Source organism: Eikenella sp. HMSC071B05 (genome assembly GCF_001811325.1).
Taxonomy (GTDB): domain Bacteria; phylum Pseudomonadota; class Gammaproteobacteria; order Burkholderiales; family Neisseriaceae; genus Eikenella; species Eikenella corrodens.
This window is the reverse complement of record NZ_KV804539.1, coordinates 31,209-45,699: the sequence shown is the minus strand read 5'-3', so window position 1 is coordinate 45,699 and position 14,491 is coordinate 31,209. Positions and strand designations below refer to the sequence as shown.

The following is a 14,491-nucleotide window of genomic DNA, read 5'->3' as shown; positions in this document are numbered from 1 at the left end:
CTGTTGCGGCAGGCGATTCAGGAAAGGTGCGAATTATGCGGTTTTTTCGGCACGTTGTCAAGCGTGCCTGATATTTTTGTTATTTCCCAAGATGGTTTGCAAGGGATGCCGATCCAAACCGCATACGCACCAGGTAGCCAAATTTTCAGGTAGCCTGCTATAGATATACTCGGCTTCGCCTTGCGTGGCACAGGCGACAAACAGGCAGGCACCGGAGCCGGTGAGCTGCGGCGTGCCGTAGTCTTGCAGTAGGCGGAATGCTGCGGCCACGGGCGGATATTCGGCTAATACCACGGCCTGCATATCGTTGCGGAAAGGTTGCAGTTGCGCGAAACCTGGCTGGGCGCAGGGCGGGCTGTTGCGGGTGAGGCCGGGGTGGGCGAAGATTTTCGGGGTGGCCACATGTACATCGGGGCGAACTACCACATACCATTGTTCCGGCACGGCCAGCGGGCTCAGAATTTCGCCGATGCCTTGCACAAAAGCGCTTTGGCCGAACAGGAAAAACGGCACGTCCGCACCCAGCTTCAGGCCGAGCGCCCGCAGCGTTTCGGGCGGCACGGCGGTGTGCCACAAATGATTGAGGGCAAGCAGCACGGTAGCGGCATCCGAGCTGCCGCCGCCTAGCCCGCCGCCGCTGGGAATATGTTTGTCCAGCCAGATTTCCACGCCGTTGGGGCTACCTGAAAACTGTTGCAACAGGCGGGCGGCGCGATGGCTCAAATCTTGTTCGGGCGGGATGCCGCCGGCGGGATTGTGTAGGATGATTTGCCCGTCTTCGCGCGGCAACAGCCACACCGTATCGCACAAATCAATCAGGCAGAAAATGCTCTCGAGCAGGTGGTAGCCGTCGGCACGACGGCCGATGATGCGCAGGTCGAGATTGAGCTTGGCCGGAGCGGGAAAGGCCCGGGCGGCGGGGTGCGGCTGCATCATACAGCCTGCTCGACATCGGCGGCGCAGCTGCCGGGGCGGCGCTCAGGCTGGCCGAAGCGGTCGAACACCAGGCGCAGGCTCAAGCCGGTGCGTTCCAGCAGCAACATGCGCACTTGGCCGTCTTCGCCCAAATTGCGCTGGATTTTCCAGCCCATTTGCTGCAGGCGGCCGTCGGGCAGTACGCTGTAAGGTTCGCCGGGCACGCGCAGGCCGTTGGCCCAGCGGTCGATATAGGCCACGGGCAGGTCGTAGCCGAGCAGCTGGCGGCTGAGTTCGGCGGTGGTGGCGGCGCGGTAAACTTGGCCGTCGGACGCCACCGCCTGCACGCCGCCGCTGTCTTGGCACAAACGTCCGACGCTGTTGCCCAGCGGGGTTTTCACGTCAAACAGCTGCACGGCGGCAGTACGCAGCCAATCGAAATTGGCATAGCTGCCGCGTTCGTTTTCCTTCACGCCCATGCGACCGGAGGCTTCAAATTCGGGCGTGGCGGCATCGTCGCGCCAGTTTTCGGCAGACATTTGCGTGCCAAGGCTGGTACAGGCGGCGAGCAGGAGGGCGGCAGAGATGGGGAGGAGGCGGTGTCGGATCATGGGCTTTCACGGAGTGAGTGGGTAGTGGTGGGCAGGATTGGCGGCAGCACAACATGGAATATTTATTTCAATACACGCCAAAGGCTACCTGAAAACGGGAGAAGCTGTTTTCAGGTAGCCTTTGGTTTATTGGCTGCCGTTGCTTTCGCTACCGGCTTTCCCACCGGAAGACGGGAGGGTTACGTTGAGGCGTTGCAGGGTTTCCTGCAATACGGGTTTGTCGCCGCCTTTGCGCTGGGCGGCTTGCCAGATAACGATTGCTTCGTTTTTGCGGCCGAGTGTCCACAGCACTTCGCCAAGATGGGCTGCCACTTCGGCTTCGGGCAGTTTGGCGTGGGCGCGCTGCAAATACGGTAGGGCGGCTTGAGGTTGGCCTTGTTTGAACAACACCCAGCCCATGCTGTCTTGAATTTCGGGCGAATTGGGACGGCGTTGCAGGGCTTGTTCAATATAGCGGCGTGCCTGGGCCAGGTCGGGGTTGGGCAGGGAAAGCATGGTGTAGCCGAGGGAATTGAGGATGTCGGGGTTTTTGGGCACGAGTTCTTGTGCCTGTTTGAGGTCGGCTACGGCTTTCTCGGGCTGTTGCAGGCGGTCGGCATACAGGATGGCGCGCTGCTCGAGGATGAGGGCGATCATGGCGGGCGGGGCGGAGTTGTCGCTGTAGCGGCGATAGAGGCTGCGGATGCTGTTGAGAGCTTCGGCAGGCGGCTGCTCGCGGGCGATGCGCAGGTGGGCAACGAGGAGGTCGTCGGCATTGAAGATGGCATTGCTGCGGCCGGCCGATACGATGGATTCGGCACGCAGCAGGGCATCTTCAGCCGCCGGCCAGTTTTTCTCGGCCTCGGCAATGCGCGCTTCCAGGATGTGTTTGTCGAACTGGGCTTCGGGGGCGCTGGCGCGGTTGAGCCAGTTGCGGCTTTCGGCTATGTTGTTGTCTTCAATCAGGCGCATGGCGGCGAGCAGGGCGGCGCGGCTTTTCTGCTGCTGAGTGCCGTGCAGGTAGGCTTTATCGAAGTAGTTTACGGTGGTAGCCACGGGCTCTTTGCGGCGCACGGAGAGAATGCCGGCTTGGATGTAGAGGTCGGCATCTGGGGTTTTGGCCAGCATATTTTGCAGCAGGCGGTAGGCTTCTTCTTCGCGTTTGGCGGCGATGAGGGTTTCTACTTGCAGGTTTTGCCACATGGGGGAAAGGTGGCGGCTATCGGCATGGCGGAAGAAGTATTCGAGCACTTCGGGTTGGCGCTGGGCAATCAGGCGCAGGGTGATGCTGGTGATGGGGCTGATGTCGCTGTCGAGGCGGGAGAGGCGGCGCAGGGCGGCGTTGGCATCAGCCGTGCGGTTGGCGTGGGCGGAATAAATGGCATCGGTAATGGCTGCTTCGGCCAGGCCGGGGAAACGGCCGGCGGCTTGGTGCACGAGGCGGGCGGTTTGCGCATCGGCAGCTTCCGGGTGGTAGAGGGCGAGCTGAGACATGCGCAGGAAGACGGTGCGCATGCGCTGGCGGTCGGTTTGGGCGAGAATTTCGGGCAGGCCGGCACGCACCGTGGCGATATCGCCTTTGGCCGTAGCCACAACCCAGCGCATACGTTTTTGCTCGATGGAAGGTTTGGGCTCAACTGCCTGCCAGTGCTCAAGCACTTGCTCGGCCAGGCGGACATCGGTGGCCAGGGCGATGTCTACGGCGCGCTCGGCCACGGCCGGGTCGTTGGTGCGACGGAACAGGCGCATATAGGCAGCGAGGGCGTCACTGCCTTTGCCTTGCTGGAGGGCAATCTCGGAGGAGAAGGCCGTCATCAGATTGTTGGCGCGATCGATGATTTGGCGGTGGGTAAGCGGGGTTTGCGAACCGGGTTTGCGCGGTGCAGGCGCGGCTTGGGCCGCCAACGGCAGCAGTAGGGTGGCGAGAGCGAGGGCGCGGATACGGGAATGCCGTGAAGACATGGTGGTTCCTTAGAATTAGACGTGCGGCGGCAAAAGGCTACCTGAAACTGTAAAGGGCAAAGTTTATAGCGCAAGTGTGCTTGTCTGCCACATATTTTTCAGGCTACCTGAAAACTTTTACTTTGTAATTTTCAGGTAGCCTGTTGGCGTATGGCGATGCAGCCTTAGATGCGCATCGGCATCACGATGTATTTGAAATCGGCGTTGTCGGGGATGGTAAACAGGGTGGAGCGGTTGGCATCGCCGAAGGCCAGTTGGATGTCTTCGGCGTGTACGTTGCGCAATACGTCCATCAGATAATTGATGTTGAAGCCAACTTCCAGCTCGGCGCCCTGATAGGCGATTTCCAGCTCTTCACGCGCTTCTTCCTGCTCGCTGTTGCTACACAACACGCTCAGCAGGCCGGGGCGCAGCTGCAGGCGCACGCCGCGGAATTTTTCGTTGGCCAAAATGGCGGCGCGTTCCAGTGCACCCAAGAACGGCTGGCGGCCGAGCAGGAAGATTTTGTCGTTATCCTGTGGAATCACGCGGTTGAAATCGGGGAATTTGCCGTCCACTACTTTGCTCACCACCACGGTGTCGTTGCAGCGGAAGCGTACTTGGTTGTTCAAGAGTTCCACGGTAACGGGTTCTTCTGGGCGGTTGAGCAGTTTGAACAGCTCGAGCACGGTTTTACGCGGCAGGATCACTTCGGCTTTGGGCAAGTCGGCATCAATCACGGCGGCGGAGTAGGCCAGGCGGTGACCATCCGTGGCCACCAGGCGCAGATTACTGCCTTCCACCTGCATCAGCAAGCCGTTGAGATAGTAGCGAATATCTTGCACGGCCATGGCGTATTGCACCTGCGAGAGCATATTGCGGAAGGTTTCTTGCGGCAGGGTGAAGGCAGAAACCACTTCTTCGCCGATGCTCATCAACGGGAAATCTTCGGCAGGCAGGGTTTGTAAGGCAAAACGGGATTTGCCGGCCTTAAGGGTGAGGCGGTTCTGCGCCCAATCCAGCGCCACAATCGCACCTTCCGGCAGGGCGCGCAGGATGTCTTGCAGTTTTTTGGCATTGGTGGTGATGCGGAAGTCTTCGGCATCGGTGTGCGGGCCATGAGTATGGATTTGGATTTCCAAGTCGGTGGCCAAGATATTGGTTTGCCCGCCGGTGCGCTCAATCAGCACGTTGGAGAGAATAGGCAGGGTGTGCTTGCGTTCCACAATGCCGGTAACGGCTTGCAGCGGTTTGAGCAGGGTGTCGCGCTCGGCTTCTAAAATCAACATACAGATTCCTTAGGTTTAATTTTTGATTATAATCAGTAGCTTTTCGTAATCTTGGGCAATCTCGGCATCTTCCTGCCGCAATTCGTCGGCCTTTTTCACGGAATTGAGCACCGTGCTGTGGTCGCGCCCGCCGAAGGCTTTGCCGATGTCTTCGTAGCTGTGAGTGGTCAGCTCGCGGGCAAGTTTGATGGCCAGATGGCGCGGACGGACGATGTTTTGCGCGCGCTTCTTGCCGATAAGATCGGCGGTGCGGATGCCGTAATATTTGGCCACTGCATCCATAATCAACGGCAGGTTAATCGGTTTGAAGTTGCCGGCCACGATATCTTGCAGGGCTTCGGTGGCCAGCTCCACATCAATCGGCTTATGCTCGAAGCGGCTGCGCGCTTCCACACGCTTAAACGCGCCTTCCAGCTCGCGCACGTTGGAACGGATGTGGGTGGCGATAAAAAAGGCAGCTTCTTCTTTTAACTCCACGCCCACGGAATCGGCTTTTTTCTGCAAAATCTCCACCCGCATTTCCAATTCCGGCGGTTCCAACTCCAGCGTCAAACCCCATGAAAAACGAGATTTCAGGCGGTCGTCCATGTCGTCGATTTTGGTAGGCAGCACGTCGCAGGTAAGGATAATCTGTTTTTTATGGTGGTGGCAATGGTTATACAGGTGGAAAAACTCTTCCATGCTGCGGTCTTTGCCTTTGATGAACTGGATGTCGTCAATAATGAGGAAATCGTAGGGCTTGTATTGCTGGCGGAAGGCATCGTGGGCGTGGTTGCGGAAGGCCTGAATCATACCGCGCACAAAGTCTTCGGCATGCATATAGTAAACCTTGGCTTCGGGCTTGAGGCGCAGCAGTTCATTGCCCACGGCCTGCGCCAGATGGGTTTTGCCCAGACCGGTGCTGCCGTATAAAAAGAAGGGGTTGTAGTTTTTGCCTGGATTTTCGGCAATCGAACGGGCAGCGGCTACGGCTAGGCGGTTGCCTTTGCCTTCCACCAAGGTGTCGAAAGTGTATTCCGGCGACAAATTGGTTTGCGCATAGCGCTGCTGCTGGCGCTCTTCGCGTTTGGCGGCAGATTTGGCTTGGGCAGGCTTGGCTGCCAATTTGGTTGGTGTGGGTTGCCCGCTTGGCTCCGCTTGCGGATTGATGCCCAAGCTTTCCAAGCGGGATTGCACGATTTCTAGGGCGCTGCGTTTGTCGGCATGTTGCGTGGCAGCTGGTTTGCTGGTTTGTTCAACTGGTGCCGCAGCTTTGGCAGTACGCACCGGTACCGGCTTGTCAGCTGGGGCATAGTGCTTGCCTTTGCCTTGTTCAAACCGCAGTGTCGGAGTGTTTTCAGGTAGCCTTTCTGCCAGCAATTTGCTGATTTCGGCAGCATAGCGGGTGCGCAACATGTTCAATACAAAGCGGCTGGGCGCATACACTACCCATTCTCCACCCGCACCTTCGCCCACGCTCAAAGGCTCAATCCAGCTTTGATACTGTTTGGCAGGCAGAGTGTGGCGCAAATGATGCAGGCAGTGTGGCCAGAATTGGTCGAGCGTCATGGTGGTGCTTCTGAAAGAAATACAGGGGGAATCGGCGAAGGGTGCATGGTGCACCGCCGTATCCGAGCAGGTGCGAACAGTGGATTATACCCAAAATTCAGGAGGCGAACCAAGGCGGGAGGAAAAGCGGCATGCAGCACGAATAGTTTGACAATTTCAGCAAAATCAGGTGTAATACGCCGCTTTCTGATTTTAGATTATTTCCACGGGAAACATCATGAAACGCACTTATCAACCCTCCGTTATCCGCCGCAAACGCACCCATGGTTTCTTGGTTCGCTCCAAAACCCGCGGCGGCCGTGCCGTGTTGGCTGCTCGTCGCGCCAAAGGCCGTAAACGTTTGGCCGTGTAACAGTGGAATACTGTTTCGGCAAACCATACCGCTTACTGAAAACGGATGATTTCTCATCCGTTTTTGCTTTACGCCGGCTGAAATCGCGGCCGGATATCCAGCTGTGGCACAAGCCAAACGGGCTGGGTCATCCCCGACTGGGTTTGGTGGTGGCCAAGAAAACCGCCCGCCGTGCCAACCGCCGCAACTATATGAAACGCACACTGCGCGAATGGTTTCGCCTCAACCGGCACTGTTTGGACAGTAGCGATTTGGTGGTTCGCGTACGCCGTCCGTTCGGTAGGGCTGAGCGACAACAGGTGTTGGCGCAGTTGGAACAAATTGTGCCGAAAAAACCATGCTAGCCAAAATTTTGCTGGGGCTGATCCGGGTTTACCAATACGCGCTCAGCCCGATGCTGCCGCCACGCTGCCGTTATCAGCCCACTTGTTCGCAATACGCCATCGAGGCGGTGCGCAAATACGGGGCGCTTAAAGGCGGCTGGCTTGCAGCCAAGCGCATCGGCCGTTGCCATCCGTGGGGAGGCAGCGGTTACGACCCTGTGCCTTAAGCCTGCCTGCTGCATTCATGCGGCATGGCGGTAGAATTTTCAGGTAGCCTGCATTGGAATGCAGACTGCCGTTTTCTCCTGTTTTCAAACGGAACCCGATTATGGAATCCAACAACGAATTGAAGCGGACGGCGGTTTTTGCCATTATCGCTATCCTGACCCTGATGGTTTGGAATTATTTCAATCCCCAACCGCAACAGCCCGAACAGGCAGCCGCGCAGGCGCAGCAGCAAGCCGCCGCTCCCGTGGCCGGGAACGATTTGCCGCCCACCAAGCCGATTACCGTAAGCACCGACACGCTTAAAGCCGTAATCGATGAAAATAGCGGCGACTTGCGCGGGCTGGATTTGCTCAAACACAACTCTGCCGTCGACGCCAGCAAAACCTTTACCCTGCTCTCCGACAACAACGAACACAAATATTTGGTGCAATCGCTGCTGATCGACCAAAAAGGCAACTACCTATTACAAGACAGCAGCTTCAAAGCCTCGCAAAACAACTACACCCTCAATGGAGATACGCTGGAAGTGCGCTTGAGCGCGCCGGAAACTAACGGCATTCAGGTAGACAAAGTGTACACCTTCCGCAAAGGCAGCTACCTTATTGATGTACGCTTCGATATCACCAACCACACTGATGCCCCGCTGAAGCTGGATGGTGTGTATCGTGTGCTGCGCGACAACAGCACGCCCGAGGGCAGCGGCTACTTCAATCAAACCTATGTCGGCCCGGTAGCCTACACGCCCGATGGTAACTTCCAAAAAGTGCCGTTTAAAGATTTGGACGACGACTTCGAGAGCAAACGCGACCGTGCCGACTACCAGCGTACCGCCACCAGCGGCTGGGTTGGCTTCACTCAACACTACTTCACCACCGTGTGGGTGTTACAGCCCAAAGATGGCAACAGCATCTGCCAAAACGGCAACTGCCTGCTCGATATCAAACGCCGCAGCGACAACCTTTACTCCGCCGGCGTGCGCGTACCGCTGCCCGCGATTGCTGCTGGCCAGAAACTGAGCGTGCCTGCCGAATTGTATGCCGGCCCGCAGGAATACGCCGTGATCAGCAAAGTGGCTGACCGCTTGGAGCTGGTGAAAGACTATGGCCGTACCCATGTGGTGGCAGCGCCGCTGTTCGGCCTGCTTAATTGGCTGCACAGCCTCATCGGCAACTGGGGCTGGTCCATCGTTTTGCTGACCATCATCGTTAAAACCCTGCTGCTGCCGCTTACTAACGCCTCTTACCGCTCCATGGCCAAAATGCGTGCCGTTGCGCCTAAGCTGGAAATGCTGAAAAAACAGCACGGCGATGATCGTATGGCGCTGCAACAGGCCATGATGAAGATGTATAAAGACGAGAAAATCAACCCGCTGGGCGGCTGTCTGCCCATGCTGTTGCAGTTCCCCGTGTTTATCGGCTTGTATTGGGTGCTGCTCGCCTCGGTTGAGCTGCGCCAGGCTTCATGGGGCTGGGTGTCTGACTTGGCCCGGCCCGACCCGTTTTACATCCTGCCGATTTTGATGGCGCTGACAATGTATATCCAAACCAAACTTAGCCCGCCGCCGAGCGACCCGATACAGGCTAAAATGATGAAAATCATGCCGCTGGCCTTCTCTGTGATGTTCTTCTTCTTCCCTGCCGGCCTAGTACTTTACTATGTGGTGAATAACCTCTTGAGTATGGGACAGCAGTGGCTGATTAATCGGAAAATCAATGGTGCCGTCAAATCCTAAGATATAGCAAAAAGGCAACAGCCCGAATCTGCAAGATTCGGGCTGTTTTGTTCTTGGTGGGAGGTAGCTAAACACTTATTTTCTTACATCGTGCTAGCTCTCCTTGCATGAGAAAATAAATGCTTCAATCATATGGTCGTTCTAATCGGAATAATACAACGTTTACTCCCCTAACCATATAGTTTTCCACCACACTTTATGCCTATTTGAAATAATTAGATTAGCATGAATGATAAAGGGAAAATTCACTTTTCAGGTAGCCTGCCCTAATGTAAAATAGCCTTAATAGTTAAAAGGATAAATTTGATTTTCTAACACGCCATAAGGGGCACACCATGACCGATCATCAACTCAAACCATTTGAAGAAATCGATCTGGCGGAGCGCAAAGACCGCCTGCAAGTATTTGAAGAACAAGTGCTGCAATACAGTGGTAACCGCAGTAGTGAAGATTCATCCGTTGCACCGCTGCCAGAAAGCTATCCTTACCGCACCCGCATCAGCCGCAATGTGTACGAAAAAGAAAAGAAAAAGCTGCAAATCGAGCTGCTCAAAGTACAAAGCTGGGTGAAAGAGAGTGGCAGCCGCATCGCCGCCATATTTGAAGGCCGAGATGCTGCCGGTAAAGGTGGTACCATCAAACGCTATATGGAACACCTCAATCCACGCGGCGCCCGCGTGGTGGCCTTGGAGAAACCCAGCGACCGTGAGCGCGGCCAATGGTATTTCCAGCGCTACATCAACCATCTGCCCACTGCCGGCGAAATGGTTTTTTTCGACCGATCTTGGTACAACCGTGCCGGCGTAGAACGCGTAATGGGCTTTTGCGAGCCGCACGAATACCTGCAATTCATGCGCCAAGCGCCCGAATTAGAACGCATGTTGGTAAACAGCGGTATGCACCTGTTTAAATTTTGGTTTTCCGTATCGCGCGAAGAACAGCTGCGCCGCTTTATCTCCCGCCGCGACGACCCTTTGAAACACTGGAAACTCTCGCCCGTGGACATCGAGTCGCTCGACCGTTGGGACGCCTATACCGAAGCCAAGAACACCATGTTCTTCCACACCCACACTGGGGATGCGCCGTGGACCATCATCAAGTCCGATGACAAAAAACGCGCCCGCCTCAACTGTATCCGCTTCTTCCTGCATGCCCTCGACTACCCCGACCGCGATCTCAAAGCCATCGGCCCGGTTGACCCATTGATTGTGCAAGTGCCCAACGCACAATTTAAAGACACCATCAATATGAATGCGGATTAAGGCAAAATACGGCAAAAAGAAGGCTACCTGAAAACTTTCAGGTAGCCTTCTATATTGTATGGGCAACTAGTTATACCAAGAATTTTTTGATGTCGATGCCTTTTTCTTGGGCTTCTACAATCCATTTCGGCCGTTTGCCCACGCCGCCCCACACTGCGCCGGTTTTGGGGTTACGGTATTGCGGGCGGCTTTGTTTTTCTTTCAGGCCTGCTTCGATATCGGCAACGCTGATTTCAAAGTCTCGCATGATGGCCAGAATCTGATTGACCTTCTTCTTACGCTCGGAAGCCAAACGGCGCTGGATACGGTCTTCTAAGGATTTCTTCTGTTCCAAGAGTTGGTCTAAAGTTTCACGTGCTGCCATGATGTTTCCTTTGTGGAGGTTGTTAAAATTTATTTCTGGCCTGATTATAAGGGCATTTCGATTTATTACGCTACAAATAAATTGCCGGTTTGGCACGAATATGTGCCAAACCAGCTCAGTTTCTTTATTGAAAATCAGGCTTCGGCTTTCAGCAAATCTTGCAATTCGCCGGCTTCATACATTTCCATCAGAATATCGGATCCGCCCACGAATTCGCCGTTCACATACAGTTGCGGGATGGTGGGCCAATTGGCGTATTCTTTGATGCCTTGGCGGATTTCAGGGTTTTCCAATACGTTTACCGTAACGAAATCATTGCAGCCGGCGGCCTGCAGGATTTGCACGGCGCGGGAAGAGAAACCGCATTGCGGAAATTGTTTGGTGCCTTTCATAAACAGCACGATACGGTTGCTGTTTACGAATTGTTTGATTTCTTCTTGGATGCTCATGGTGTTTCCTTTTATGGATTAAATATGAATCAAAATTCGGATGCGAAACGGCGGCCATTATAGCGGATTACATTTGCTTTCGATACCGGAAGCGGCAGAGAAATGGATGCGCTATAGCCGATTTGCCGTCTATTCCGGGCGTATCCAACACGGCGGCGAAGAAGCCGTCTGTGCGGTGTTCGGCGGTGGAGAGCTGCAGATAGGGGCTACCTGAAAATAATTCCGGGCAATCGGGCAGGAGTTCGGCGGCGTTTACCAGCTGCCAATCGGGGTGGGCGGCGCTGAAGCGTTCGGCTTGGTGTTCGTTTTCAGCCGCAAGCACGCTGCAGGTGGCATACACCAAACGGCCGCCGGGGCGCACCAGGCTGGCGGCGGCTTCGAGGATGGCAGCCTGCTGCTTTTCCAATTCGGCGATGCGTTCGGGTGATTGGCGGTATTTCAAATCGGGGTTGCGGCGCAGGGTACCCAACCCGGAGCAGGGTGCGTCCACCAGTACGCGGTCGGCTTTGCCGATGAGGCGTTCGAGGCGCGGGTCGGTTTCGCTGCCGATGCGCTGCGGGCTGATGTTGGTGAGGCCGGCGCGCACCATGCGCGGCTTGAGTTTGGCCAGTCGTTTTTCGGCTACGTCAAAGGCGTAGAGGCGGCCGCTGTTGTTCATGGCGGCACCCAGGGCGAGGGTTTTGCCGCCTGCGCCGGCGCAGAAATCGACGATAATTTCGCCGCGCCGCGCGCCGGTGAGGCGGGCGAGCAGCTGGCTGCCTTCGTCTTGCACTTCGATGGTGCCTTCCAAAAACAGCGGGTGGCGCATGAGGGCGGATTTGTCGTGCAGGCGGATGCCCCACGGCGAATAAGGCGTGGCTTCGCAGCGGGCGCCTTCATCTTGCAGCTGGGCGAGCACCTTGTCGCGTTTGGCTTGGAGGGTGTTCACGCGCAAATCGAGTGGGGCGGGGGTGGCAGTGCTGCGGCCGAAGGCGAGGATGTGTTCGTCGCTCCAGCCTTGGTCGCGCAGTTGGGCAATGAGCCATTCGGGCAGTTCGGCGGCGGTGTTCAGCTGCGCGGCAAACTCGGTTTTTTTGGCTTTCAGGTAGCCTAGAAACTCAGTCTCTTCGGCATTGGCGCAATCGGCTAGGGCGGAAATGCTGATGCCGCGACCCAATACTAGGGCGGCCAGCGCGGCGCGGCGGGATTGGCGCACGGGATCGGGCAGCACGCTTTGGATTTTCTGCAAATGGCGCAAGGCGGCGAACACGGTTTCGGCAATTTCGTGCCGGTCTTGGCGGCCGAGTTTTTTATGGCTGCGGAAATAGGCGGAAACGAGGGTGTCGGCGGGCTGCTCGAAGTCGAGCACTTGGCCGAGCAGGGTGGAAGTATGGAGGAGTTGGGCAGGGGTCATTTTGGCGTGTTGGTTTCAGGTAGCCTGGGAAGGGGGAGGCTACCTGAAAATGGGCAGATATAGTGAATTAAATTTAAACCGGTACAGCGTTGGCTCGCCTTGCCGTACTATTTGTACTGTCTGCGGCTCGCCGCCTTGTCCTGATTTAAATTTAATCCACTATAAGAAACAGACAGTGCGGGGCGGCTTGTCTGTTTGGTTTGGCATTTCAGGTAGCCTGCGCTTACTGCTTACTTGGGCGGCTGCAATGGTGTGCCGTCGATTTTGCCGCTACGCAGTTTGAGCTCGTAGGTTTTGCCGTCGTCGGTGTATTTGATGAGGGCGGGGATGTTGGCAAAATCGGGGGCGAAGGAATATTCAATGGTGTCGTCGCCGCGCTGTACACGGAAGCGGTTGACCGCAATGCTGGCGCCGTTGATGTTGTAGCGGGCGGAAGGCAGGCGGGTCATGCCGCGCACGGGGTAAACGCGTTTGCCGTTGGTAATGTGCAGGTTAGCGGGCAATTGGCCGTTGTTGAGCGCGAGCTGCCAGGCCAGGGTGAAGAGGTCGAAAGTGGGGCCGGCAAGTGGCTGGCTTTCGGTGTGGCCGGCTTTGCCGTAGGTGATGGTTTTGGCACCGTAGTCGAAAGTGGCGCCGGCATAGGCGCGGCCTTTGCGGGTGTCGCTGTAGCGGGCGGGCTGCAGTCGGTTGCCGCTGATGCTGCCGTTGGAGGAAAAGCGCATTTTGTAGAGCGGCACGTTGATGTCGGCGTTTACGTTGTAGCGGCCGCCGTTTTGGTTGAAGGTCATCACAGCGGGCACGCCGTAGGGGCCGATGTAGTGCAGCTCGGCGTTTTTGGGGAAGGCGGTTTCGGCAGCGGCAGTAGGCGCGGCCAGTGCGGCGGCGCACAGGGCGACGGCCGTGCCGAGGCGGAGGGTGAGACTGGTCATTTGGGGTTCCTTTGCTGAAAAAGGGAAGGTGCGCTGCGAATCAGCGGCTTTGGGGCGGCATTATAGCCTTAAGTTTTATATTGGGGACGTGCGGTTACATGGTTTGACGGGAATTTTCAGGTAGCTTGTGGCGGGAAGGAGGCTACCTGAAAAATCAAAAGGTGGTTTCAGGTAGCTTTGGTGTGGCAGCAGACTGCTGTGAGGCTACAATTTGGAAGAGGGTTGGGGCGATTTCCAAAGGTATTCGGGTTTGACGATGTCTTCCAGCCAGTTCCAATATACCACCAGTTTGATTTCGCCGTAGGCAAAGCCGGAAATCTCGTAGGGCGGGTAGCGGAATTCGATGCCGTCGGCGGAGAAGATGAAGTTTTCGGTGAGTTCGGGTTTGCCGTTGAGGCAGCTGCATTGCTGCTGGTATTGGTCGTATGCTTCTTTCAGCTTTTCTTGCAGCTTGCCTTGCTGGCCGGGCCGAATGATGTCTTGCAGGCCGAGGGCTTGTTGTTTGCTCAAATCGACCATGAGGTATCGGCTGCTATATTGGCCGTGTGCGCCGCCGGTGTATTCGTCGTGAGAAAACTCGAATACGGCAGTGTTGCCGCGCTGGTAGAGGAAGTGGACTTGATCGGTTTGGTTGTTGTATTGGCCGAGTGCGGATTTTTCTTCGGCAGAATATTGTACGATTTCATACAAATCGTTTTGAATCTGCTGATAGGCTTGGCGCAGCTCTTCGTCGTTTCTCACGGGCTTTTCTTTGGTGGAATAGCTTTCGTATAGCTTCTGTTTGAGGAGTTGGTCGAGCCAGGCTTGGCCGGTGCTGGGCATGGTGAGGCTGGTTTCGGCGCAGTAGTCGTCTTTTTGCACGCAGCGTTTCTGGCGGAAGAAATCGTGGGATGCAGTAGCCAGCGCGGGCGCGGTGGCGCCTGCTGCAGGCTGGGATGCAGTGTCGGCATCGGAAGCAGGCGAAGCGGTGTTCGGAGAGTTGGCAGCTGGTTGGCCGCAGGCGGAGAGCAATAGGGCGGAAACGAGGGGGAGCAGGCGGATGTGCATGATGGGCTTTCTATATTAAACGGTTGGTTTTCAGGTAGCCTGATTATAGGTGGGCAGGAGGCTGCCTGAAAGTAGCTCAGGCGGGTTTGCGGCTATATTTTTATAGTGAATTAACAAAAACCAGTACAG

General features: G+C 56.3%; 14 protein-coding genes and 2 pseudogenes. 5 read left to right on the top strand and 11 right to left on the bottom strand.

Annotation, left to right across the window (positions count from 1 at the left end; translation table 11 throughout):
• Window positions 1-57: 57 nt before the first annotated feature.
• The 5 genes from ispE to dnaA all read right to left on the bottom strand — a co-directional run bounded on the left by ispE (window position 58) and on the right by dnaA (window position 6,283).
• Window positions 58-936, bottom strand: a complete 879-nt coding sequence (gene ispE / locus HMPREF2796_RS01150; protein ID WP_070630281.1) for a 4-(cytidine 5'-diphospho)-2-C-methyl-D-erythritol kinase — start codon at window positions 934-936, stop codon at window positions 58-60.
• Window positions 933-1,526 carry an outer membrane lipoprotein LolB gene (locus HMPREF2796_RS01145; protein WP_070630280.1) on the bottom strand — a complete coding sequence of 198 codons (594 nt, stop codon included), beginning with the start codon at window positions 1,524-1,526 and terminating at the stop codon, window positions 933-935. Before HMPREF2796_RS01145 ends, ispE begins: the two co-directional genes overlap by 4 nt.
• Window positions 1,527-1,652: 126 nt before the next feature.
• Window positions 1,653-3,467: a tetratricopeptide repeat protein gene (locus HMPREF2796_RS01140; RefSeq protein ID WP_070630279.1), complete on the bottom strand. Its 1,815-nt coding sequence runs from the start codon at window positions 3,465-3,467 to the stop codon at window positions 1,653-1,655.
• 164 nt (window positions 3,468-3,631) lie between these two features.
• Window positions 3,632-4,735 carry a DNA polymerase III subunit beta gene (gene dnaN, locus HMPREF2796_RS01135; protein ID WP_023887570.1) on the bottom strand — a complete coding sequence of 368 codons (1,104 nt, stop codon included), beginning with the start codon at window positions 4,733-4,735 and terminating at the stop codon, window positions 3,632-3,634.
• 15 nt (window positions 4,736-4,750) lie between these two features.
• On the bottom strand, window positions 4,751-6,283 hold the full coding sequence (gene dnaA / locus HMPREF2796_RS01130) for a chromosomal replication initiator protein DnaA (RefSeq protein ID WP_070630278.1): 1,533 nt from the start codon (window positions 6,281-6,283) through the stop codon (window positions 4,751-4,753).
• A 217-nt stretch (window positions 6,284-6,500) separates the two neighbouring features.
• On the opposite strand from dnaA, the gene rpmH reads away from it, so the two are divergent.
• The 5 genes from rpmH to ppk2 all read left to right on the top strand — a co-directional run bounded on the left by rpmH (window position 6,501) and on the right by ppk2 (window position 10,180).
• A complete protein-coding gene (rpmH, locus tag HMPREF2796_RS01125) occupies window positions 6,501-6,635 on the top strand; it encodes a 50S ribosomal protein L34 (RefSeq protein WP_003824630.1) in 135 nt (44 codons plus the stop codon).
• A gap of 2 nt (window positions 6,636-6,637) precedes the next feature.
• Entirely contained in the window at window positions 6,638-6,979 is a 342-nt protein-coding gene (rnpA, locus tag HMPREF2796_RS01120; RefSeq protein WP_070630277.1) for a ribonuclease P protein component, read from the top strand.
• Window positions 6,973-7,185, top strand: coding sequence for a membrane protein insertion efficiency factor YidD (yidD, locus tag HMPREF2796_RS01115; RefSeq protein ID WP_070630276.1), 213 nt, complete (start codon window positions 6,973-6,975; stop codon window positions 7,183-7,185). Before rnpA ends, yidD begins: the two co-directional genes overlap by 7 nt.
• Window positions 7,186-7,286: 101 nt before the next feature.
• On the top strand, window positions 7,287-8,918 hold the full coding sequence (gene yidC / locus HMPREF2796_RS01110; RefSeq protein ID WP_083308609.1) for a membrane protein insertase YidC: 1,632 nt from the start codon (window positions 7,287-7,289) through the stop codon (window positions 8,916-8,918).
• A gap of 335 nt (window positions 8,919-9,253) precedes the next feature.
• Window positions 9,254-10,180, top strand: coding sequence for a polyphosphate kinase 2 (gene ppk2 / locus HMPREF2796_RS01105; protein WP_003824635.1), 927 nt, complete (start codon window positions 9,254-9,256; stop codon window positions 10,178-10,180).
• A gap of 70 nt (window positions 10,181-10,250) precedes the next feature.
• Here the strand turns inward: ppk2 and HMPREF2796_RS01100 are convergent, their stop codons facing one another.
• The 6 genes and pseudogenes from HMPREF2796_RS01100 to HMPREF2796_RS01080 form a co-directional block, all read right to left on the bottom strand.
• A complete protein-coding gene (locus HMPREF2796_RS01100) occupies window positions 10,251-10,544 on the bottom strand; it encodes an H-NS histone family protein (protein ID WP_064083698.1) in 294 nt (97 codons plus the stop codon).
• Between the two features lie 134 nt (window positions 10,545-10,678).
• Window positions 10,679-10,993: a Grx4 family monothiol glutaredoxin gene (gene grxD, locus HMPREF2796_RS01095; RefSeq protein WP_003824637.1), complete on the bottom strand. Its 315-nt coding sequence runs from the start codon at window positions 10,991-10,993 to the stop codon at window positions 10,679-10,681.
• Window positions 10,994-11,138: 145 nt separating this feature from the next.
• A pseudogene (locus tag HMPREF2796_RS01090) lies at window positions 11,139-12,386 on the bottom strand (RsmB/NOP family class I SAM-dependent RNA methyltransferase); the annotation flags it as partial.
• 54 nt (window positions 12,387-12,440) lie between these two features.
• Window positions 12,441-12,589 (bottom strand): annotated as a pseudogene (locus HMPREF2796_RS11460) (IS5/IS1182 family transposase); the annotation flags it as partial.
• Window positions 12,590-12,616: 27 nt separating this feature from the next.
• Entirely contained in the window at window positions 12,617-13,315 is a 699-nt protein-coding gene (locus HMPREF2796_RS01085; protein WP_070630275.1) for a DUF3108 domain-containing protein, read from the bottom strand.
• 204 nt (window positions 13,316-13,519) lie between these two features.
• Window positions 13,520-14,362, bottom strand: a complete 843-nt coding sequence (locus tag HMPREF2796_RS01080; protein WP_070630274.1) for an RsiV family protein — start codon at window positions 14,360-14,362, stop codon at window positions 13,520-13,522.
• Window positions 14,363-14,491 lie beyond the last annotated feature (129 nt).